The 20,379-nt window shown below is 67.5% G+C and carries 23 protein-coding genes; 4 read left to right on the forward strand and 19 right to left on the reverse strand.

Going from position 1 to position 20,379, the window contains the following annotated elements; genetic code table 11:
- Positions 1 to 17 precede the first annotated feature (17 nt).
- Positions 18 to 584, forward strand: a complete 567-nt coding sequence (locus KIT89_RS06355) for a MarR family winged helix-turn-helix transcriptional regulator (RefSeq protein WP_297603778.1) — start codon at positions 18 to 20, stop codon at positions 582 to 584.
- 129 nt (positions 585 to 713) lie between these two features.
- Here the strand turns inward: KIT89_RS06355 and KIT89_RS06360 are convergent, their stop codons facing one another.
- The 9 genes from KIT89_RS06360 to rplS all read right to left on the reverse strand — a co-directional run bounded on the left by KIT89_RS06360 (position 714) and on the right by rplS (position 9,973).
- Complete coding sequence (locus KIT89_RS06360; protein ID WP_297603779.1) at positions 714 to 1,649, reverse strand: metallophosphoesterase; 936 nt, start codon at positions 1,647 to 1,649, stop codon at positions 714 to 716.
- A 9-nt stretch (positions 1,650 to 1,658) separates the two neighbouring features.
- Complete coding sequence (dprA, locus tag KIT89_RS06365; protein WP_297603780.1) at positions 1,659 to 2,903, reverse strand: DNA-processing protein DprA; 1,245 nt, start codon at positions 2,901 to 2,903, stop codon at positions 1,659 to 1,661.
- Positions 2,904 to 4,430, reverse strand: coding sequence for a YifB family Mg chelatase-like AAA ATPase (locus KIT89_RS06370; protein ID WP_297603781.1), 1,527 nt, complete (start codon positions 4,428 to 4,430; stop codon positions 2,904 to 2,906).
- Positions 4,430 to 4,783: a YraN family protein gene (locus tag KIT89_RS06375; RefSeq protein WP_297603782.1), complete on the reverse strand. Its 354-nt coding sequence runs from the start codon at positions 4,781 to 4,783 to the stop codon at positions 4,430 to 4,432. The genes KIT89_RS06370 and KIT89_RS06375 overlap by 1 nt, the downstream gene beginning before the upstream one ends.
- 108 nt (positions 4,784 to 4,891) lie before the next feature.
- Entirely contained in the window at positions 4,892 to 7,660 is a 2,769-nt protein-coding gene (locus KIT89_RS06380; RefSeq protein ID WP_297603783.1) for a hypothetical protein, read from the reverse strand.
- 97 nt (positions 7,661 to 7,757) lie between these two features.
- Positions 7,758 to 8,081, reverse strand: coding sequence for a DUF2469 family protein (locus KIT89_RS06385; RefSeq protein ID WP_293172604.1), 324 nt, complete (start codon positions 8,079 to 8,081; stop codon positions 7,758 to 7,760).
- Between the two features lie 13 nt (positions 8,082 to 8,094).
- Complete coding sequence (locus KIT89_RS06390) at positions 8,095 to 8,775, reverse strand: ribonuclease HII (protein ID WP_297603784.1); 681 nt, start codon at positions 8,773 to 8,775, stop codon at positions 8,095 to 8,097.
- A gap of 10 nt (positions 8,776 to 8,785) precedes the next feature.
- The gene (gene lepB, locus KIT89_RS06395; protein ID WP_297603785.1) at positions 8,786 to 9,526 is read right to left on the reverse strand and encodes a signal peptidase I; all 741 of its coding nucleotides are present in this window, start codon (positions 9,524 to 9,526) and stop codon (positions 8,786 to 8,788) included.
- 99 nt (positions 9,527 to 9,625) lie between these two features.
- Positions 9,626 to 9,973: a 50S ribosomal protein L19 gene (gene rplS, locus KIT89_RS06400; protein ID WP_297603786.1), complete on the reverse strand. Its 348-nt coding sequence runs from the start codon at positions 9,971 to 9,973 to the stop codon at positions 9,626 to 9,628.
- Positions 9,974 to 10,178: 205 nt separating this feature from the next.
- Between rplS and KIT89_RS06405 the strand changes: the two genes are divergently transcribed.
- Together KIT89_RS06405 and map are read left to right on the forward strand one after the other, a co-directional pair.
- A complete protein-coding gene (locus KIT89_RS06405; RefSeq protein WP_297603787.1) occupies positions 10,179 to 10,823 on the forward strand; it encodes a TetR family transcriptional regulator in 645 nt (214 codons plus the stop codon).
- Entirely contained in the window at positions 10,824 to 11,591 is a 768-nt protein-coding gene (gene map, locus KIT89_RS06410; protein WP_297603788.1) for a type I methionyl aminopeptidase, read from the forward strand.
- Here the strand turns inward: map and KIT89_RS06415 are convergent.
- From KIT89_RS06415 to ffh, 9 genes are all read right to left on the reverse strand, one after another.
- On the reverse strand, positions 11,588 to 12,208 hold the full coding sequence (locus KIT89_RS06415; RefSeq protein WP_297603789.1) for a hypothetical protein: 621 nt from the start codon (positions 12,206 to 12,208) through the stop codon (positions 11,588 to 11,590). The genes map and KIT89_RS06415 overlap by 4 nt on opposite strands.
- Positions 12,171 to 12,632 carry a hypothetical protein gene (locus tag KIT89_RS06420; RefSeq protein WP_297603790.1) on the reverse strand — a complete coding sequence of 154 codons (462 nt, stop codon included), beginning with the start codon at positions 12,630 to 12,632 and terminating at the stop codon, positions 12,171 to 12,173. Before KIT89_RS06420 ends, KIT89_RS06415 begins: the two co-directional genes overlap by 38 nt.
- Positions 12,629 to 13,312, reverse strand: a complete 684-nt coding sequence (trmD, locus tag KIT89_RS06425; protein ID WP_297603791.1) for a tRNA (guanosine(37)-N1)-methyltransferase TrmD — start codon at positions 13,310 to 13,312, stop codon at positions 12,629 to 12,631. The genes KIT89_RS06420 and trmD overlap by 4 nt, the downstream gene beginning before the upstream one ends.
- A 10-nt stretch (positions 13,313 to 13,322) precedes the next feature.
- Positions 13,323 to 13,904, reverse strand: coding sequence for a ribosome maturation factor RimM (gene rimM, locus KIT89_RS06430; RefSeq protein WP_297603792.1), 582 nt, complete (start codon positions 13,902 to 13,904; stop codon positions 13,323 to 13,325).
- A complete protein-coding gene (locus KIT89_RS06435; RefSeq protein ID WP_297603793.1) occupies positions 13,901 to 14,155 on the reverse strand; it encodes an RNA-binding protein in 255 nt (84 codons plus the stop codon). The genes rimM and KIT89_RS06435 overlap by 4 nt, the downstream gene beginning before the upstream one ends.
- A gap of 5 nt (positions 14,156 to 14,160) precedes the next feature.
- Entirely contained in the window at positions 14,161 to 14,703 is a 543-nt protein-coding gene (gene rpsP, locus KIT89_RS06440) for a 30S ribosomal protein S16 (protein WP_297603794.1), read from the reverse strand.
- Positions 14,704 to 14,872: 169 nt separating this feature from the next.
- On the reverse strand, positions 14,873 to 15,700 hold the full coding sequence (locus KIT89_RS06445; protein ID WP_297603795.1) for an LLM class F420-dependent oxidoreductase: 828 nt from the start codon (positions 15,698 to 15,700) through the stop codon (positions 14,873 to 14,875).
- A 5-nt stretch (positions 15,701 to 15,705) separates the two neighbouring features.
- A complete protein-coding gene (locus KIT89_RS06450) occupies positions 15,706 to 17,112 on the reverse strand; it encodes an amidase family protein (protein ID WP_297603796.1) in 1,407 nt (468 codons plus the stop codon).
- A 35-nt stretch (positions 17,113 to 17,147) separates the two neighbouring features.
- Complete coding sequence (gene ffh / locus KIT89_RS06455; protein ID WP_297603797.1) at positions 17,148 to 18,737, reverse strand: signal recognition particle protein; 1,590 nt, start codon at positions 18,735 to 18,737, stop codon at positions 17,148 to 17,150.
- Positions 18,738 to 18,799: 62 nt separating this feature from the next.
- Between ffh and KIT89_RS06460 the strand changes: the two genes are divergently transcribed.
- Positions 18,800 to 19,309, forward strand: coding sequence for a gamma carbonic anhydrase family protein (locus KIT89_RS06460; RefSeq protein ID WP_297603798.1), 510 nt, complete (start codon positions 18,800 to 18,802; stop codon positions 19,307 to 19,309).
- 98 nt (positions 19,310 to 19,407) lie between these two features.
- On the opposite strand, the gene ftsY is transcribed toward KIT89_RS06460, so the two are convergent.
- On the reverse strand, positions 19,408 to 20,277 hold the full coding sequence (ftsY, locus tag KIT89_RS06465) for a signal recognition particle-docking protein FtsY (protein WP_297603799.1): 870 nt from the start codon (positions 20,275 to 20,277) through the stop codon (positions 19,408 to 19,410).
- Positions 20,278 to 20,379: the final 102 nt, after the last annotated feature.

The raw sequence follows: 20,379 nt of genomic DNA on the forward strand, positions 1-20,379 counted from the left end.
ATCGGTAGACTGGGGGTGTGGGCCAACCAGATCAGCAGACTCCCAGCTTCGGCGACGTGCACAGCGCGACGCTGCTGCTGCGCGAGCTGATCGACGTGACCGACGACTTCGAGCGATCGCTGGGCGACGAGCTCGGCGTCAACAGCACCGATCTCACCGCTATGCAGCATTTGATCTCGGCCGGCCCGCTCAGCCCCTCTGAACTCGCCGACCGACTCACCCTGTCATCGGCAGCGGTCACCACGGTGATCGACCGACTCGAAGCACTGGGGCACGCCGCCCGCACACCGCATCCGAGCGACCGTCGAGGGGTGCTCGTCGTCGCGACCTCTGCCTCTGTGCGCCGTGCGCTCGGGCGCATCCTGCCCATGGTGGGTCAGATCGACGAGACGATCAGGTCGTTCAGCGCCGACGAGCAGCAGGTCATCACCGCATACCTGAGCAGGGTCGTCGAGACGTATCGCACTCACGTCGGCGCAGCGCAGCCCGAGCGGCCGTGGCGCACAAGCGCGGGTAGTAGTGCGGGCCGCGGCACCGGCACCGGCACCGGCACCGGCACCGGCACCGAGCCTGACGCAAGCTAGGCGCGGCGACTACCGCACACCCTGAGCCGCGACCACTGCAGACCACGAGCCGCGCCCACTGCAGACCACGCATGCTCCGCGCCGCGTGCGGCCGCCGCACGCCGAGCGCCGCACCGCGCCTAGCGCACGCTAGGCGCCGCTCGCGGCCGCCTCGTTGAGGTTGAGCGGCGACTGCTTGCTCGAGAGCTGCGCGATGCGCTCGTCGGGTGACATCGCGTCGATCATCGGCCGGTACGAGTCAGAGAACCCGGTGACTTCGGCGAACGCCGCGACCGGAACGGTCGAGGTCACGACGCGGTCGCTGTAGAGGTGCACGTAGTCGAACGACTGCCCGCCATCGACACCGCTCAAGAGCCGCGACGCGTCGGCGCCGAGATCGAGGGTGTAGCAGGTGGCCGCGGCGACCGAGACGGGAATCGCGGCAAAGGTGCTGTGCGTCGAGTAGTGCAAGTGCCCACCGAGGATGATGCGCACGTCGGAGCCCTGCAGCACCGCCTCGAGGGCGGGCTGGTCGTGCAGTTCGAGCACCGACATGACTTCGAGCGGCGTCGGCACCGGCGGGTGGTGCACGGCGAGCACACTGCCATTCGGTGCCGGGGTGGCAAGCTCTGCACGCAGCCAGTCGAGCTGCTCGCTGCTCAGTTCTCCGTGGTGATACCCAGGCACCGTCGTGTCGAGTGAGATGACGCGCAGGCCGTTCACGTCGTAGACGCGGTCGTGGGGCGCATCGCTGGGTTCTTCGTCGAACAGCAGCGACGAGTACTGCGCCCGTTCATCGTGGTTTCCCATGACCCAGATGAGCTGTGCGCCCATGCGCTCGACGACGGGCTCGACGATGGCGCGCAGCCGCCGGTAGGCGTCTGGCTCGCCGAGGTCGGCGAGGTCGCCGGTGAAGATGACTGCGTGCGGCCGAACCGGAGCCGATTCGAGCCTGGCCATCGCGATCGTGAGCCGCTCGTCGACGGGCACGGCGCCGTACAGGGGCCGACCTTCACCCAGCAGATGGGTGTCTGAGATGTGCGCGATCACGTGCGTGGCGGGCGGATACTGCCCCAACTGCGTCATACGCTCAGGCTACTCGGCACTGCTCGGCTTCGCCCGATTCTCTGGGCGACGCCACAGCGCATCGTCGCCGCACAGCGCTCGGTCGTCGATGCTCAAGAGGCCGAGCACCGCTCGCACACGAGACTCGCTCTCTCCGACGGCGCGCGCGATGTCGAGTGTCGTCTGCCCGCGGCGCGGCCGCAGCGCATCGAGCACTCGGGTGTGCACGGGGTCGTCGCCGCTCGACGCCGCCGCGTCGTCGTCGGCGGGCAGCTCGAGCACGCCGTCGCCCTCGAACGCGAGCTGCATGATCTCGGTGACGCTCGTGACGCACACGGCGAACCCCTCGCGAATGATGCGGTGGCAGCCCGCGCTCGCTGCGCTCGTGATGGCCCCCGGAACCGCGCCGACGGGCCGCCCGATGTCGAGGGCGTGGTTCGCCGTGCTCAGGGCACCTGAGCGGTGCCCGGCCTCGACGACCACGGTCGCTCTCGCCAGCGCGGCGATCACCCGATTGCGCTGCAGAAACCGCCACTTGGTCGGAGCCGAGCCGCAGGGCGCCTCGCCGATCACGAGGCCGTCGGCGATGACGCGCGTGAGCAGCGCATCGTGCCCGCTGGGGTACAGCCGGTCGACTCCGCCCGCGAGCACGGCGATCGTGTCTGCAGCACTCGCGAGTGCCGCGCGGTGCGCCATGCCGTCGATGCCGTATGCGCCACCCGAGATGATGGCGACCCCTCGCGCGGCGAGGCCTGCAGTGAACTCCATCGCCACGTGCTCGCCATAGCCCGTCGCCGCTCGCGCACCGACGATGGCCACCCCTGGCCTGCGCAAGAGCGCGGTGTCTCCGCGCGCCCACAGCAGCACCGGCTCGCTCGGGCCGAGGGCGGCGAACCCCTCTGGCCAGTGCCGATCGTGGGGCACGACCATGCGAGCGCGGCATCGTGCCGCGTTCTCGAGGCTTCTCAGCACGTCGTCTGACCGCAGCCGGGGCAGCCAGCGATCGAGAGCGTCGATCGCCTTCTCATGAGTGATGTCGCCCTCGCACGCCTCGACGAGCGCGCTCGCGGGCGCGCGGTCGATGATCATGCGTGCCGCGCGATCGGCTCCCACCGCGGCGATGAGCTTCCCCGCGACGCTGTCGCCCGGCTCGATGAGCACGCTCCACACAGCGCGCGCGAAGAGGTCGTCGCGCTCTGGCTCAGAGACGGGTTCTGCCCTCACCGCTGCCAGCGCGGTGTCGATGCGGTGCTCGTCGATTCCCCAGGCGGCCATTCAGATTCCCTTTCTCAGGTAGAGCGCCCTGCCGACGTCGTCGGCCCCGGGTCGTTCGCGGTCGTCGAGGTCGGCGAGCGACCATGCGATGCGCAGCACTCGGTCGTACCCGCGCATCGTCAGCGCACCGCGCTCGAGCGCTCGATCGAGGGGCGCGCGGTCAGGGGCCGGCAGCCGCCAGGGCTGCGAGCGCAGCATCGGCCCGGGCGCGTGGGCGTTCAGGCTGAGGCTGCCACCACCCCATCGCTGTCGAGCGCGCTCGCGCGCCGCGGTCACCCGTTGCCGAGCCGCGGCGGTCGTGATCGCACCGTCGGTGCCCGCCGTCAGGTGCAGTGCGCCGACCCTGTGCACCGTGAGGTGCAGATCGATGCGGTCGAGCAGGGGCCCCGACAGCCGCCCGAGGTATCGGCGGCGAGCCATGGGCGTGCAGGTGCACTCGCCGTCGACCGAGCCGCCGTTGCCGCACGGGCACGGGTTCGCGGCGAGCACAAGCTGAAACCGTGCGGGAAACCGCGCCACCGATCGAGCGCGATGAATCGTGATCTCGCCCGTCTCGAGCGGTTGCCGCAAGGCGTCGAGCACCGACGACGCGAATTCGGGGGCTTCGTCGAGAAACAAGACTCCGTGTGCCGCCCGCGAGATCGCCCCGGGTCGCACGAGCCCGCTGCCACCACCGACGAGCGACGCCATCGTCGCGCTGTGGTGCGGAGCCTCGAGGGGTGGGCGCGTGACGAGCGAGGTGCCGACCGGCATCCCGGCGAGCGACCTCACCGACGATACCTCGACGGCCGCGTCGGGCTCGAGGTCGGGCAGCAGCCCCGGCAGCCGTGAGGCCAGCAGCGTCTTGCCCGCGCCCGGCGGCCCGAGCATGAGCACATGGTGCCCGCCCGCGGCCGCGACCTGCAGTGCTTCAACAGCGTCGGGATGCCCGACCACATCAGAGAGGTCGCCCACCTCGAGGGGCTGATCGTCGTGCATCGGCATCGTGAGCGGCTCGACCGGCATCGGCTCGAGCCGCGCCCCGTGCCCGATCAGCACTTCGCGCAGCGAGGCGGCCCCGATCACGCGGATGCCCGGCACGAGTCGAGCTTCGTCGGCATTGCCGCTCGGCACGACGACAGCTCGCGCACCGTTTCGCCGCGCTGCGAGCACGGCGGGCAGCACGCCCGCGACCGGACGCAGCCTGCCATCGAGCGACAATTCGCCCAGGTGCACGATGCGACTGATCGCCTCGGTGTCGACTGCGCCGGTGGTGGCGAGCGCCGCGACGGCGATGCCGAGGTCGAAGCCCGAACCGTGCTTCGGCAGTGAAGCGGGTGACAGGTTGACGGTGACCTTGCGGTTGGGCAGATCGCAGCCCGAGTTGACGGCGGCCGAGCGCACCCGGTCTTTCGCCTCGCCCAGTGCGGCGTCGGGCAGGCCGATGATGGTGAACGCCGGCAGACCGTTCGCGAGGTCGGCTTCGACTTCGACGATGGCGCCGTCGACGCCGTTGAGGGCGACGGCGAGTGTGCGGGCAACGGCCATCAGCCGGCCTGCTCGACGTGCTCGATGCGGGCGCCGCCGTCGGGCTCGATGATCACGCCGATCACGTCGACGCGCAGCGACTCGACCGGGCCATGCTCAGCGCACCATGCCCCTGCGAGTCGGCGCAGGCGGGCGAGCTTGACTGGCGTCACCGCCGCGAGCGGGTGCCCGAACCCGAGCCCCGACCGCGTCTTCACTTCGACGACGACTGTCGTGCGCCTCTCGCGCGCGACGATGTCGATCTCGCCCATGCTCGAGCGCCAATTGCGGTCGACGATGTCGTAGCCCGCGGCGATCAGGTGCTCGACGGCGAGGTCTTCTCCGCGTCGACCCAGGTTGTTGTTGCGTGGCATGTGGCCTCCCGCAGAGCAGGATGGCGCGCACGACCGAGCGACATCACGGTTCGCATTGCTCGGTGCCGCAGCGCACGCTCGAGCGCGCGTGTGGAGGAGACCCCGGGGCTACCTCGACGCGACCTCGACAGGCTCGTCGACGTCGTCATCGGTGGTGCTGCCTCCGGTGAAGTGCAGCACAGCCCAGAGGGTCAACGTGACGGCCGCGTAGATCGCCATCACGAGCATCCAGAAGCCGATGTCGGCGATCTCGACGTCGTCACCCGCCGCTGTCGGCATCACGATGAGCGCAAAGAGCGTCGCGACGATCGCGAACGATCCGGCCCACAGCGCCTTCGACCGGCGGAACACCTCGTGGCCGTCAAGGAACCCGAGGGGCAGCAGCGCGGCGACGGCGGCCGTGAGGCCTTCTGCCGTCGTGGCGATAAGCGCGTCGCTCACGAGCAGCTCGAAGGCATTCGGCTCACCTGTCGACAACGCGGCCATCACCGAGTAGCCCACCCAGGCGAGAACAGCGAGCCCCACGATGACCGAGATGTTGGTGAGAATGGCGCGCACGCGATGCGGGGCGCCCACGCGCGAGATGAGGTCGAGCCCGATCACGAGTCCGATCAGGAAGCCCGGCGAGAAGTCGAGCAGTCGCGCGACGATGACACCCACGACCGCGAAGACGAGGGCGGCCGGCTGCAGACTGACGCGTGTCTCGATGCTCCACACGCGGTCGATGATGGCGCCACTGATCCACGACGCCACATAGGTGACGATGAAGAGCCCGATGGCGAGCGAGACGGTCATGCGCACCGAGACGGGGTCGAACCCGTAGTTCGGGTCGACGAAGCCGAAGATGAGGCTCGTCAATACGACGAGAATCGCGGCGGCGATGGCACGCGTTCGGGTGACCGACGCGAACCACTCTGTTGCACGCTCGACGCTGCTTTCGATCGCGGAATACCAGCGCCCGATGCGGCGCGAGTTCGACGCGAGCGTGCTGTTGAGCAGCTCAGACGGTAGGGCAACGAGCAGCAGAATTGCCAGCGCCAGGCCGCCCGACGCGAGCAGCAGCAGCGGGGTGCGGAAGATGCGATCGATGGTCGGGATGCTGTCGCTGATGGCCGACGGACTCGCGAAGTCTGCACGGTCGACGTCACCGCGCACGCTGCCGTCAGAGATCGGTGTCACCGGCTCAGCGCCGGCCTCGGAGTCTTCGACGGCGTCGTCGCCCGAGACGGGTTCGGTGGCAGCGATCACCGTCACCGGAAACGAGACGATCGACTCGACACCACCGGGAGGCGTGGCGATGGCGACGAGCGTGTGTTGACCAGGTTCGAGGTCGTGCGGCACGGTGACCGGCAACACGAACGAGCCCGTGTCGCCTACGACGGTCGTACCGAGCAGGCGCGGTGTCGAACGAATCTCGACCTCGATCACGGTGCCCACGGGCAAACCTTGCGCTGACAGCGTCAACTCTTGACCGGGCGTGAGCGGGCTTCCGTCATAGCCGTCGAGCTGCCACGGCAGCGGTGTGGGCGCCGTGACGTTCGGTGCGGGGGGCACCACTGCGGGGGCCGTCGGCACCGTCACCGACAGAGGCGCAGTCGGTGCAGAGAGGCCGTTGTACGACCGCAACACACCGAAGTCGTCGGGAGGCGTCGCTACGAACCCGGTGGCCTGCTGAGTTGCTCGATATTGCGCGGTTCCGGTGGGCAGGGTGGCGGTGCACTGCCAGTTCGAACTGGCGCCGAGAGTAACCGTGCAGACAGTGTTGTTGCCCGGGCCCAGCACAGAGACGGTGTATCCGGCGGTTCCCGTGCCCGAGAACGTGACAGTGCGGTTGGCGTTCACGCCGGCGGTGAACGCGGCAGGCGTCTCGGGAATCAACACATAGTCGTCGGCCGACGACGTCGACATCTCAGAGAAGTCTTGAACGGTGTACAGGTTCCAGATTCCTGGGGCGAGACCGGTGAACGAGCAAGTCAATGCAGGCGGGTCGCCGTCGGCGTCGCACGTGGCCACCGGCGACCCGTAGACGTACTCGTCGCCTTCGAACGTCTGCACGCCGTAGAGCTCGGTATACAGCCAGGTCTCTGCGGCGCCCTGCGCGGTGATCGAAACGCTTGCCAGCCCGAGCGTGAGAGTGGTCGTCGGCGGCGGCGGCACAATGTCGCCACCGATCTCATCGTCGTAGCCCGCCGCGGTCGGCGCCCCGGTGACATCGGTGCCATAGGCGATGAAGTAGGTGTAGCCCCAACTGGGGCGAGGTGGCCCTGAACAACTCCAGCCTCCTGACGGCGAGACCTCGCTGATGGTGCAGTACGTGACAGTCTGTTCGCCAGCGCCGTCACCAAGGTTGTAGGCCATGTCGATCTGCACTGAACCGAGCGCCGGGCCGACGCCCTCCAGGGTGGGCGACGGGGTGGCCCACACATTGCTGAAGTCGGTGTAGTTCGTGAACTCGACCTGGGTGGTCGAGCCGACGAGCACGGTCACCGCATTGCTCGGGCCGCTCGTCGCGTCATCGGGGTCGACCTCCCACAGATCGACCGTGGTCGCGGTGATCTCATATTTGCCGGGGCCGGGCACGGTGAGGTCGCACGAGAACGTGTCTTGAAAGTACGGCACCGACTCGACGCACGAGGCGACCACCGCGTCGTCGAGTCGCGCTCGCACCGTCACATCTTGATCAGTGAAGTTGTCGAGGGTTCCTGACACTGAGATGGTGGTCGACACCGTCGAAGAGTCAGTGAGCGGCGAGGTGATGGTGGGGGCAGCGGGGGCGGCACTCGCACTCGAGACTCCGGCGGCCAGCGCCGCGGCAGCGAACAGGCCGATCGCGCCGATAGCGACAACGCGGCGAAAGGGAGGGCGCAGATCTGACACGAGAGCCTGCTTCGACGTATGGGAGTGTGCGCGGGGGTCGCACGTTGCTCATCATAATGCGACACGTGTTCGCTTGTGTGTCAGCGAGTTGACACTTCTACTCGTCGAGCGCGAGCTCTTTCGGCAGTTTGAGCTCTTTCTTGCCCAGCTCTTCGACGTTGACGTCTTTGAAGGTGAGCACTTTGACGCTCTTCACGAAGCGGTCAGCCCGATAGACGTCCCACACCCAGACATCGGTGAGGGTCAGTTCGAAGTAGAAGTCGCCACCCATCTCGCGCACGACCTGCTCGACCTCGTTCGCAAGATAGAAGCGTCGCTCGGTCTCGACAACGTACTGAAATTGCGACACAACATCGCGGTATTCGCGGTACAGCGCCAGCTCGACCTCGCGGTCGTAATCTTCGAATTCGTCGTCGTCCATAGCGGTGTCGAGTCTAGACGGTCGTGCCAGGCACGCGGTCGAGCTCATCGAGCATCGACGGCTGGCGCAACCACGTGATGCGGTGGCGCGGCGACGGGCCATGCTCGGCGACCGCCGCGAGATGCGCCGCGCTGCCATAGCCCTTGTTGCCGCTCCAACCGTAGGCCGGCCACTGGTCATGGTCGGCGACCATGAGGGCGTCACGATGGCGCTTCGCCACCACCGAAGCGGCAGCGACAGACGCGCAGTCGCGATCAGCTTTGACCCGAGTCACGATGCGCAACGGCGACGTGAGCACGGGCGTCAGCCAGTCGTGGCTTCCGTCGAGCAGCACGGCCGAACGCCCGACGTCGACCCCCGCCTCGTGCAGCGCAACGAGGGCGCGACGCGCGGCCAACCCCAGCGCGACCACGATGCCGTGGGCATCGATCTCGTCTGGCCCGGCCTCCCCTACCGCGACCGCGGTCGCCCACGCCCTCACCGCGGGTTCGACCTCGGCCCGCCGCGCTGGCGAGAGCAGCTTCGAATCTCGAAGCCGCTCGGGCGGAGCATCCGTCTGCGGCACAATCGCGCACGCTCCGACGGCGACGACCCCGGCGATCGCGCCACGACCAACCTCATCGCATCCGATGACGACGTCGGCCCCCGACGCGAAGAGTTCGCGCTCGAGCTCGAGAGTCGGCGCCGCGCTCATCGTCGACCGCTCACTCGACCTGCTCGACCCCGTCGAAGGTGATCGGCGGAGTGTCGAGCCAGCGCCAACGATCGACAGGCCAGCTGATCACGAACGCACGACCCACCACATCGTCGATCGGCACGACTCCGTGAATGCGCGAGTCTGCCGAGTCATAGCGGTTGTCACCCATGACCCAGAGAGTGCCCTCGGGCACATCTTCTTGAAAGTCGCGAGAACTGACATTGGTCGTGTCAGCCGGAAGCTTCACGTAGCGTTCGTCGATCGGCACACCGTTGATGCTCAACTGCCCCAAGTCGTTGCAGCACACCACGCGATCTCCTGGCAGCCCGATCACGCGCTTGACGAGGTGCTCGTCGCTGTCAGACGCGCTCAATCCGATGAGTGACAGCACCCAGTCGCCCGCGGCGTCGAGCGGCGGCCGCGGCTGCTCGGGCTGCGCCGGCAACCAGCCGCCCGGGTCGCGGAAGACGACGATGTCACCACGTTGAATGGGCGTGATCTGCGGCACGAGCTGGTTGACGATAATGCGGTCGTTCACCTGCAGCGTCGACTGCATCGACGCTGAGGGAATGTAGAACGTGCGAATCAAGAACGTCTTGATCAAGAACGAGATGAGCAACGCCGCGACGACAATGATCACGACGTCGCGAACGAAGAGCAAGACCGTTCGTCGCGTGCTCGCGCGGCGAACAGGCGTCGGCGCGGTGGTGGATGCCCCGCTCGACGCGGGCGCGCTCTGCTCAGTCATGACTCCCCTGGTGGTCTCAGCCAGTCTAGGCGCCCGAGTGAGCAACAACGACGAAGGCCCCGCCGAGTGGCGGGGCCTTCGTGAGACAGCAAGCGCGACCTACGACTCGCGCTTCTCTTTGATCTTGGCCTTCTTACCGCGAAGGTTGCGCAAGTAGTAAAGCTTGGCGCGACGCACGTCACCGCGGGTGACGACCTCGATGTGGTCGATCACCGGAGAGTGCACGGGGAAGGTGCGCTCGACGCCCACCTGGAAGCTGACCTTGCGAACGGTGAACGACTCGCGAATGCCCTCGTTCGAACGGCCGATGACGACGCCCTGGAAGACCTGGATACGCGAGCGGCTGCCCTCGACGATGTTGACGTGAACCTTGACGGTGTCACCGGGGCGAAAGTCGGGAATGTCGCTGCGCAATGACGCGGCATCGACCTGGTCGAGAATGTGCATGAGTGTTCGCTCTCTGTGACCGCCACAGGTCGACCACGGCTCAAAGTTTCGGCTAGAGATGAGTCGTCATGCCCCGCAGACACACGGCTCCCCTGTGGCAGAACCGCGCCGAGGCACAAATGAAAATCATGCCACACTGGGCGGCTTGCCACCAACCAGTGAAAGGATAGGGCTGTACAACGACGATGATTTCGGGGGAAACATCATGAATGCACCAACCGCACTCGCGACCGACAAAGTATCGATGCGCACCGAGCCCATCCAACAACGCAGTGCCGAACGCATCAAGCGCCTGCTCGATGCGGCAGCCTCACTCATCGACGACGCCGGCATCGACGGCGTCACCACGAGCGCCGTCGCCGTCAGGTCGAAGTCGTCGGTGGGCGTCGTCTACCGCTACTTTCCGAACATCCAGTCACTGCTGCGGGCGCTCGCCGCGCGCAATATGGAGCGCTACCTCGAACTGGTTTGGAAGGGTGTCGAAGCGTCTGGCCCCGAACCGTGGTCGTCGTTCGACAGCACCCTCGACGCCTTCATCGAGCTCAGCCGCACCGAACCGGGGTTTCGCGCCTTGCGATTCGGCGACGTCATCGACCAGCGCTTCATCAGCCCAGAAGTCAGCAACAACGCCATGCTGGCGCGGGAGTTCGCGGCCCAGATCGGTCGCACCTACGACTTCGAGCCAGACGACGAGCTCGTTTTTCACGTCGAAGTCGCCGTCGAGATCGCGAGCGGCCTCATGTATCGCGCGTTTCAGCTCGACAAAGACGGCGACGCCCGCTTTATTGAGACCACGCGCACGCTCTGCGGCGACTACCTTCGCCGCAACATTCCCCTGCCCAGGAGCTAGATGATCGAGTTACGCACGCCGGCCGAGATCGAACAGATGCGACCCGCCGGACGCTTCGTCGCGAGCGTGCTCACCGCCACAAGCGCCGCCGCTGACGTGGGCGTCAACCTGCTCGAACTCGACGCGCTCGCGCACGACATGATCAGAGCAGAGGGCGCGACCAGCTGCTACATCGACTACCACCCCTCGTTCGGCGGCTCGCCGTTCGGCAAGGTGATCTGCACCTCGGTCAACGACGCGGCACTGCACGGACTCCCGCACGACTACCGGCTGCGAGACGGCGACCTGCTCACGCTCGACTTCGCCGCCTCAGTCGATGGTTGGGTGTGCGACTCGGCGACCACGATCGTCGTCGGCACGCCCAAGCCCGACGACCTCGTGCTGATCGACACGGTCGAGAGGGCACTCGCGGAGGGCATCCGTCAGGCACGGGTCGGCAATCGGATGGGCGACATCTCGGCGGCGATCGGTGATGTCGCTGCCGACGCCGGCTACCCCGTGAACCTCGACTTCGGCGGCCACGGCGTCGGGCGCACCATGCACGGCGACCCGCACGTGGCCAACGACGGTCGGCCAGGTCGCGGCCTCAAGCTCAAGGCCGGGCTCGTGATCGCCATCGAGCCGTGGTTTGTGCCCGACACCGACGAGATCTACACCGACGTCGACGGCTGGACACTGCGCAGCTCGACGGGAACCCGTGCTGCCCATGCCGAGCACACCGTCGCCATCACCGCCGACGGCCCAATCGTGCTGACGGCGCGCGACTAGGGTGCCGAGCCAGACCAGTCGATCACGATGTCGCCCTGACCGGCCCCGCGTCGCGCTGCGAGCCGTGACCCGGGGTACAGGGCAGGCAGCGACTCGGCCGGCACTCCGTTGCCGACCTGGGTCTGATAGGGCGCCTCGCCTTCAGCGATCACGGTCAGCGTGAGCAGGTACACGGCGTCGCCCGAGGGCCCCGTCATGCCGAGCGGTTGAGCCTGCACGAGCACAACCTCGACCGGGGCACCCTCCGCCAGAATCGACTCGGCGCTCACCTCGCCCTCGGGTCGTTCGACCTGCACCTCGGGTGGCGCGGTCGAGAAGTCGAGGGCGATGCTCGCCGGGTTGGCCGGGTCAACGCGCACCGCGACCCAGGCGCGGCCCGAGGCGAGCTGCGGAATGTAGACCTCTTGCACGCGCTGCACGGCGGTCGCCGCGTATGGTTCGTGGCCTTCGCGATAGACCGTCACCGCGAAGGTGCACTTGCGCTCACGCAGACCGTTCATGACGCTCATCGACATCGAACTCGCCGACAGCCCCGTGATGTGACCACGCGCGAGCTCACCGCTCGCCAAGAGGGCGTCGTCAGGCGACCCGATCAGACTCGACAACCACCGCATCATCGACCCTCTCTTCTTCGTCGCCGCGCTGCACCCGGCGCGACCGCAACGTGTTCGATGCCATGACGCCGAACGCGAGCCCGGCCACCGCGATGAGCAACGGCCACAGCAGATAGCCCAGAATGAGCGCGTCAGGCGTGAGGGTGATCGCGACGACGGCCACCACCACCACGAACTCGATCACCAGCAGCAGCTTCTCGCCGATAGTGAGGTGGGGCGGGCGGCGCAGTGTCACCGTGATGTGGTTGATCACGAGCGACAGCGCGAGACCCGGAAGCACGAACGAACCAGTGATGAGGGCCTGCAGTGTGGGCAGCGCGCTGACATCGCCGCTCAGCTGCAGCACCCAGGCGACGATTCCGGCGGCAGCGGCGACAACGGCGGCGACGGGTTGCGACCACAGCCACAGCCGGTCGGTGATCGTCATGATTCGCCGATGAGATCGGGGCGAACGCGTCGTGTGCGCTCGAGCTGTTGCGCGTGCCTCCAGGCCGCGATGGCCCCGTGGTCGCCGCTCAGCAGCACCGGGGGCACCTCGAGACCGCGCCAGAGTGAGGGCTTCGTGAAGGCGGGGTATTCGAGCAGCCCGCCTTCGTGGCTCTCTTCGACCAGGCTGTCGGGGTTGCCCACGACTCCGGGCACGAGTCGGCCGATCGCCTCAATCATCGCCATCGCCGCCACCTCGCCCCCATTGAGCACGTAGTCGCCGAGGCTCACCACTCGAACCTCGTTGCGCTCAGAGTAGTGGTCGACGACGCGCTGGTCGATGCCCTCGTATCGCCCGCACGCAAACACCAGGTGATCGCGTTCGGCAAGTTCGCGCGCCATCGATTGCGTGAACGGATGCCCGGCCGGGCTTGGCACGACCAGCACGCTGTCGCTACCGAGCAGCGCATCAAGCGCTTCGCCCCAGGGTTCGGGCTTCATGACCATGCCGGCGCCGCCGCCGTACGGGGTGTCGTCGACGGTGCGATGACGATCGTGCGTGTGCTCGCGCAAGTCGTGCACCGCCACGTCGACGAGACCAGAAGTGCGCGCCTTGCCCAGCAGCGAAACATCGAGCCCCGCGAAGTACTCGGGAAAGATCGAGACGATGTCGATGCGCACGCTTGCGAGTCTAGGCAGTCGCTTCGCCCGACTCGTCGGGCGGGGCCGGAGCGTCGTCGTCGAGTTCTTCGAACAGGCCAGGCGGCGGCGTGACCGTGACGGTGCCGGCCGCGAGGTCGACGCTCGGCACCATGACCGAGACGAACGGCACCAGCACCTCGGCGTCGGCGGTGCGCACGACCAGCAGATCTTGCGCAGGAAAATGCTCGACTCGGGCGACCGTGCCCACCTCGACCCCGTCGCGCACGACCGTGAGGCCGACGAGCTGATAGTCGTACCAGGCGTCGTCTTCGGCCGGCTCGTCGGTCGACTGATCGATCCACAGAATCGCCTTCACGAGGCTCTCAGCGGCCGAGCGGTCGGTGACGTCGTCGAAGAACGCCACAGGCTGGCCGTTATACCAGCGCAGCTCGGTGAGCGTCAACGTCGAACCGTGCCACGGCGAGGTCGTCGGCACCTGCAGAGTGAAGCGGGCGCCGGGCGTGAAGCGTTTGGCGGGGTCGTCGGTATAGAGCTCGAGCTTGAGTGCGCCCTTCAGGCCGTGAGCCTTGACGAGACGGCCAACTCGAAGTTGCTGTGCAGCCGCGTTCACTGCTGGCGGGCTGAATCGAGATCGGTGTCGACCACGTCGACCCGCACCCGTCGCCCGTCGGCCAGCGACGCGATCACAGTGCGGAGGGCTTTGGCGGTGCGACCGCCGCGGCCGATCACGCGGCCGAGGTCATCGGGGTGCACTCGCACCTCGAGGACCTCGCCGCGTGTAGAGCTCTGCGCGACGACGGCGACATCGTCAGGGTGATCGACGATCCCCTTGACGAGATGTTCGAGCGTGTCAGCGAGCACTATCGTCAGGCCTTCTCGGCCTCAGCGTCGTCAGCAGCAGCCTCGGCCGGAGCCTCGTCAGCAGCAGGTGCCTCGTCGGCGGGTGCCTCAGCCGCGGGCGCCTCGGCAGCGGGTGCCTCAGCGGCGGGGGCCTCAGCCTCGGCGGGCGCCTCGACCGGAGCCTCGTCGACCGGAGCCTTCTCTGCCTCAACCGGCTTCTCAGCCTTGGGCTTCAGCACCGGCTTCTTCTTCTCGTCGATGGTGAAGGGAGTCTTCGGCTCGGCGACACGAACGGTGCTCTTGGCACCCTTCTCGCCCTTGAAGGTTCCCCAGTCACCGGTGAGCTTGAGAATGGCGAGCACCTGCGGGCTCGGCTGTGCGCCGACGCCGAGCCAGTACTGCGCGCGCTCAGAATCGACCTCGATGAACGAGGGCTCTTCGGTGGGGTGGTACTTGCCGATCTCTTCGATCACGCGACCGTCGCGCTTGGTGCGCGAGTCGGCCACGACGATGCGGTAGTACGGTGCACGGATCTTGCCCATGCGCTTGAGGCGAATCTTGACAGCCACGTTTCTCCGAAATGTGTGAAGGAAGTGAGTCGCAGCCGGTTGCGTGGGGCACACTCGGCGCGGAAGCTCGTGATGGATGCTCGCTGTGCCTGATTAGAGGGTCGGGCGCGCGAGCACTCGACCGCCTATTCTGGCAGATTTTCGGCGTCGGCGTGACCGCGCAGGATGCTCACCGCTGGTCGTCGCGCCACGCAAGCCACTCGTGCACGACCGCAAGGTCTGCCGTGGCCGACGTCAGGCCGACTGTGAAGAGGCTCGCACCACGGTCTCGCAACTCGTTCGCCTCACTCAGACTGCGCCCTTCGGGGCCGGGCGTGAAGCCTTCACTGCGCGGGCGGCGCGACACTTCGACCGAGATCTCGATCTCGCTCGTGTCACGGCCGACCGCTCGACCGTGCTCGGCGAGGATGCCGAGTTTGCGCTCGAGTGTCGGCGCATCGCTGAACGAGTGCCAGATGTCGGCGTGCTCGGCGACGATGAGCAAGGTCTTCTTTTCTCCCCCACCCCCGATGAGAATCGGAACCTCGCGCGTGGGCGTCGGGTTGAGAGCGTGCCATCGCGAGCGGATGATCGGCAGATCGCGCGCGAGGTCGTCGAGCCTGCTGCCCACGGTGCCGAACTCATAGCCATATTCGACGTAGTCGCGCTCGAACCAGCCCGACCCGGTGCCGAAGATGAAGCGACCCGTGCCGCCCTTCGCGCTGATGTGATCGATCGTGCGGGCCATGTCGGCCTGCAGGTTCGGGTTTCGATAGCTATTGCAATTCACGAGCGCCCCGATCTCGGCACGCGTGGTCTGCTCGGCGATGGCGGCGAGCATGGTCCACGACTCGAAGTGGGTGCCGTCGCGGTCGCCCGAGAGCGGAAAAAAGTGGTCCCAGTTGAAGATGATGTCGACGCCGAGGTCGTCGAGCTCGGCGGCGAGATCGCGAATCTTCTCGTAGGGGGCATGCTGGGGGGCGATCTGCACGCCGAGGCGTACGGGGCGAGAGGTCATGCTCGTCAGCCTAGGGTCGCCTCTCGCCTCGCGGCTGTGCGCTGCCAGGGAGCCGCCGCTTCGAGTTGCGCGGAAATCGAGAGCAGCAGCGCTTCGGCAGTGCCGTCACGAGTGGGGTGCGCGACGAGTTGCACGGCGAGCGGCACCTCGGCACTCTCGTGCCACCCGGCGGGCACCACGGCGGCGGGCCAACCGAGCAGGTTCCAGAGGGCAGCGTAGGGTGCGTAGCCGATGTTCGAGCGCAGGTTGGCCGTCCAACTGCGCCGGTGCCACTCATCGGCGGGCGGCCCCGGCTGGGCGAGCCCCGGAGTGAGCAGCACATCGACGGTCGCCGTCGCTGCCTCAACCTTGGCGCGCGCACGGTCAACAGGGCCAGGGCGCAGGGCACCGACTCTGGCAAGCCGACGACCAGCGCGAACGTGTGCGCGCACACGGGGCTCGAGCAGCCGATCATCGAGCCCCTCGTGGTCAGCGTCAGAAGCCGCACCGGCGAACCAGCGAGCAAGCACGGGCAGCGGGTTCGACGGATAAGGAATGCGCAGCTCGACCACCTCGTGCCCGGCGGCGCGCAAGGTCTCAGCGGCCGACTCTGCCGCGGCTTTCCACTGCGGGTCGAGGCGCGCGAGCGGGGTCGGGATGCCCGTGGCGAGGCCGATGCGCACTGGGTGCTCGGGCATGCTCACCTCGGCGAGTTCGGGGCGGCCTGCCATGACCGAGAGCATGAGCGCAGCATCCGCCACCGTAGTCGCCAACGGGCCGTGCTCGCTCATGCCGAACCAGCTGTGGGCGCCCATGTCGGCAGGCACGAGCCCCGAGCCGGGCTTGAGCCCTACGAGGCCGCAGTTGGCGGCGGGAATACGAATCGACCCCATGCCGTCGGCGGCATGAGCCGTGGCCACCATGCCGCTCGCGACAGCGGCGGCCGAGCCGCCCGACGAGCCGCCCGAGGTGCGCTCGGGGTTGTGCGGGTTGCGGGTGGTGCCGAAGACCGAGTCGGTGGTGCCGAAAACACACAGTTCAGGCACACGCGTGAGCCCCACGACAACGGCACCCGCTGCGCGCAGTCGGGCCACCACCTCGTGGTCGGCAGGCCGCGGTTCGGCGCTCATCGCCGCACTGCCCTCGCGCATCGGCTCGCCCGCGACCGGAATGTTGTCTTTGATCGCGATCGGCACGCCCGCCAGCGGCAGGTGCTCGCCCGCGGCGATGCGCGCATCCACCGCTGCTGCTTCGGCGAGCGCCTTGTCGCCGCGCACCACCTGAAACGCACCCAAGGCTGGGTCTCGTTCGGCGATGCGGGCGAGCGCCGCCTTGGTCTCGGTGGCCGCGGTCGTCGTGCCGGCGCGCACCGCTGCGGCGGTCGCGACAGCGGTGGCGGTCGGTTCAGAGTGCGCGTCGTCGGGCAGGCTCATGCGATCACCCTACGACCGAGAAGCGCAGGTCGACCTCAGCGGCCCAGCATCTTCTGAATCGTCGCGAGGTCTTCAGCGCTCGGCTGGGCTGCGCCAGCCGCGCCGCCGCCGAGACCGAATCCGGCACCGGATGCGCCCGGAGCCGAACCTGCCTTGACGCCCTGCGCGCGAGCGGCCTCTTCGGCAGCCCGCTTGGCCGGGTTGCCCGACTTCGACGCGCCCTTGCCCTTCTTCTTGGCTGCGGACTTGCGCGCCGAAGCGGCTCCCCCGCCGCCGCCCATGCCGGGCATCGGCCCCATGCCCGGAACCTGGGGCACGCCGCCCTTCGCCACGGTCTTCATCATCTTGGCGGCCTGCTCGAAGCGGTTGACGAGCGAATTCACTTCGGTGACCGTCGTGCCGGAGCCTTTCGCGATGCGCAAACGACGCGAACCGTTGAGCAGCTTCGGAAGACGTCGTTCGGCCGGAGTCATCGACCGGATGATCGCCTCAGTGCGCGTGAGCTCGCTCTCGTCGAAGTTGTCGAGCTGTTCACGCATACCGCGCGCGCCCGGCAGCATGCCGAGCATGCTCTTGATCGACCCCATGTTCTTGAGCTGCTGCATCTGGTCGAGAAAATCGTCGAGCGTGAAGCTGTCGGTCGCGAACTTCTCGGCCGTCTTGCGGGCCTCGTCTTCGGTGAAGTTCTTCTGCGCCTGTTCGATGAGGGTGAGAATGTCGCCCAGGTCGAGAATGCGACTCGCCATGCGGTCGGGATGAAACGGCTCGAAGTCGTCGAGCCCCTCACCCGTGCTTGCGAACATGATGGGGCGACCCGTGATGCTCGCAACGCTGAGAGCGGCACCGCCGCGCGCGTCGCCGTCGAGCTTCGACAGCACCACCCCCGTGAAGTCGACACCCTCTTGAAAGGCTTTCGCCGTCGAGACGGCGTCTTGACCGATCATCGCGTCGATGACGAACAACACTTCGTCGGGGTCGACAGCCTTGCGAATATCGGCCGCCTGCTTCATGAGTTCGGCATCAACACCGAGGCGGCCAGCAGTGTCGACGATGACCACATCGTGCACGCGATCTCGCGCGTGCTTGAGCGCGTCTTTCGCCACCTTCACCGGGTTGCCAACGCCGTTGCCGGGCTCGGGGGCGAACACGGCCACGCCCGCCTGCTCAGCCACCACCTGCAGCTGCTGCACGGCGTTCGGGCGCTGCAGGTCTGCGGCGACGAGCAGCGGAGTGTGCCCCTCGGCCTTCAGCCACTTCGCGAGCTTGCCCGCGAGAGTCGTCTTGCCGGCGCCTTGCAGGCCCGCGAGCATGATGACGGTCGGCGGGGTCTTCGCGAACTGCAGCCGCCGCTGCTGGCCGCCCAAGATGCCGATGAGCTCGTCGTTGACGATCTGCACCACCTGCTGCGCAGGGTTGAGCGCCTTGTTGACCTCATCGCCGAGAGCGCGCTCGCGCACGGCAGCGGTGAAGTCTTTGACCACAGGAAGGGCAACGTCGGCGTCGAGCAGAGCCCGACGAATCTCGCGCACCGTGCCGTCGACATCGGCGGCGCTCAGCTTGCCTTTGGTGCGCAGCGCCGTGAACGTCGAGGTCAAACGGTCAGAGAGAGTGCCGAAAGTTGCCATAGTGGCCCCATTCTAGGCGGCGTGCATCTGCTTGACTGGGTCTCACCGTTCAAGGAGGAACCATGCGACGCGCAATCTTCGGCCACGAACCTCACGTGGATGCTGATGCCTGGGTCGCCCCCAACGCCACACTCATCGGCAACGTGCGCATACACCCGCGCGCCTCAGTGTTCTACGGAACCGTCCTGCGCGCCGACCGCGACCTCATCGAGCTCGGCGAAGGCTCGAACTTGCAAGACAACGTGACCGTACACGGCGACCCTGGCAAGCCCACGATCGTCGGTCGCGGCGTCAGCGTCGGCCACAACGCCATGCTGCACGGGTGCACAGTCGACGACGACTGCCTCATCGGCATGAGCGCGACCGTGCTCAACGGCGCAGTGATCGGGCGTGAATCGCTCGTCGCCGCGGGTGCGGTCGTGCTCGAAGGCACCATCGTGCCACCCCGGTCGCTCGTGGCCGGCGTGCCCGCGAAGGTGCGGCGCGAGTTGACCGACGACGAGGTGCAGGGCATCCGGAACAATGCCGAGACCTACCTCATGCTCGCCGCCGAACACGCCGCGCTCGACTGACCGCAGCCCCCGCCCGCGGCGCGTCAGATCTGGCGCAATTCGGCGCTGTGCGCTGGCGCACAGCCCATACGGGTCAGATCTGCGGCATTGCGGGGCAGCTAGGGCACGAGGCTCGCCGCGAAGACGTGCGGCGTGAACCCGGTGAGATCGCCGATGCCCTCGCCCTGCCCGATGAGCTTGATCGGAATGCCGGTCTGCTGCTGAACGCGCAGCACGAAGCCGCCCTTGGCCGAGCCATCGAGCTTCGTGACAACGAGCCCAGTGACCCCCGCGCTCTCGATGAACGCCTCGGCCTGCGCCAGCCCGTTCTGCCCCGTCGTGCCGTCGAGCACGAGCAGCACCTCGGCGATGGGCGCGAGCTTATCGATCACTCGAGTGACCTTGCCGAGCTCATCCATGAGCCCCGCCTTCGTCTGCAGTCGCCCCGCCGTATCGATGATGGCGATGTCAATGTTGTTGTCGATCGCGAACTGCACGGTCTGGTACGCCACGCTCGCGGGGTCTTGGCCCTGATGCTGGGGGCGCACCACTTGCGCGCCAGCGCGCTCAGCCCACGTCGCGAGCTGGTCGACCGCCGCCGCCCGGAACGTGTCAGCTGCACCGACGACGATCGAGCGCCCGTATCCCGTCAGAAATTTCGCGAACTTGCCGATCGTGGTCGTCTTGCCGACCCCGTTGACGCCCACCACGAGCACGACCGCGGGGCGGTTGCTGAGCGTGAGCGTCGGGTCGTGGGCGGCGAGGCGCTCTTCGAGAGCCTCGCGCAGCATGCGCTTGAGGTCGCGCGGGTCAGTGGTCTTGAACTTGGCGACGTTCGCCCGAAGCTCGTCGAGCAGCTGCTCAGTGATGTCGGGGCCAAAGTCGGCGCTCAGCAGGGCGGTTTCGAGGTCGTCCCAGGTGTCGTCGTCGATCGTCGGGCTCGAGAACAGCCCCGGCAAGGCGCCCCCGAGTCTCCACCCCTCAGCCATGCCCCCAGCCTACTTCCCATCCGCCAGCGCCAGATCTGGCGCAAATGGGCGCTCTAGCCGCGATTGGGCGCAATATGGGGCGAATCTGGGGACGTGTGGCAG

Origin of the sequence: Microcella sp. (assembly GCF_025808395.1) — a bacterium.
Lineage (GTDB): Bacteria > Actinomycetota > Actinomycetes > Actinomycetales > Microbacteriaceae > Microcella.

What these genes read in the sequence shown, in the direction of transcription:
- KIT89_RS06360 (WP_297603779.1), bottom strand. Translation starts at nt 1,649, where the DNA reads ATGACGCAGTTGGGGCAGTATCCGCCCGCCACGCACGTGATCGCGCAC.
- dprA (WP_297603780.1), bottom strand. Translation starts at nt 2,903, where the DNA reads ATGGCCGCCTGGGGAATCGACGAGCACCGCATCGACACCGCGCTGGCA.
- KIT89_RS06370 (WP_297603781.1), bottom strand. Translation starts at nt 4,430, where the DNA reads ATGGCCGTTGCCCGCACACTCGCCGTCGCCCTCAACGGCGTCGACGGC.
- KIT89_RS06375 (WP_297603782.1), bottom strand. Translation starts at nt 4,783, where the DNA reads ATGCCACGCAACAACAACCTGGGTCGACGCGGAGAAGACCTCGCCGTC.
- KIT89_RS06385 (WP_293172604.1), bottom strand. Translation starts at nt 8,081, where the DNA reads ATGGACGACGACGAATTCGAAGATTACGACCGCGAGGTCGAGCTGGCG.
- KIT89_RS06390 (WP_297603784.1), bottom strand. Translation starts at nt 8,775, where the DNA reads ATGAGCGCGGCGCCGACTCTCGAGCTCGAGCGCGAACTCTTCGCGTCG.
- lepB (WP_297603785.1), bottom strand. Translation starts at nt 9,526, where the DNA reads ATGACTGAGCAGAGCGCGCCCGCGTCGAGCGGGGCATCCACCACCGCG.
- rplS (WP_297603786.1), bottom strand. Translation starts at nt 9,973, where the DNA reads ATGCACATTCTCGACCAGGTCGATGCCGCGTCATTGCGCAGCGACATT.
- KIT89_RS06405 (WP_297603787.1), top strand. Translation starts at nt 10,179, where the DNA reads ATGAATGCACCAACCGCACTCGCGACCGACAAAGTATCGATGCGCACC.
- map (WP_297603788.1), top strand. Translation starts at nt 10,824, where the DNA reads ATGATCGAGTTACGCACGCCGGCCGAGATCGAACAGATGCGACCCGCC.
- KIT89_RS06415 (WP_297603789.1), bottom strand. Translation starts at nt 12,208, where the DNA reads ATGATGCGGTGGTTGTCGAGTCTGATCGGGTCGCCTGACGACGCCCTC.
- KIT89_RS06420 (WP_297603790.1), bottom strand. Translation starts at nt 12,632, where the DNA reads ATGACGATCACCGACCGGCTGTGGCTGTGGTCGCAACCCGTCGCCGCC.
- KIT89_RS06445 (WP_297603795.1), bottom strand. Translation starts at nt 15,700, where the DNA reads ATGACCTCTCGCCCCGTACGCCTCGGCGTGCAGATCGCCCCCCAGCAT.
- KIT89_RS06450 (WP_297603796.1), bottom strand. Translation starts at nt 17,112, where the DNA reads ATGAGCCTGCCCGACGACGCGCACTCTGAACCGACCGCCACCGCTGTC.
- ffh (WP_297603797.1), bottom strand. Translation starts at nt 18,737, where the DNA reads ATGGCAACTTTCGGCACTCTCTCTGACCGTTTGACCTCGACGTTCACG.
- KIT89_RS06460 (WP_297603798.1), top strand. Translation starts at nt 18,800, where the DNA reads ATGCGACGCGCAATCTTCGGCCACGAACCTCACGTGGATGCTGATGCC.
- ftsY (WP_297603799.1), bottom strand. Translation starts at nt 20,277, where the DNA reads ATGGCTGAGGGGTGGAGACTCGGGGGCGCCTTGCCGGGGCTGTTCTCG.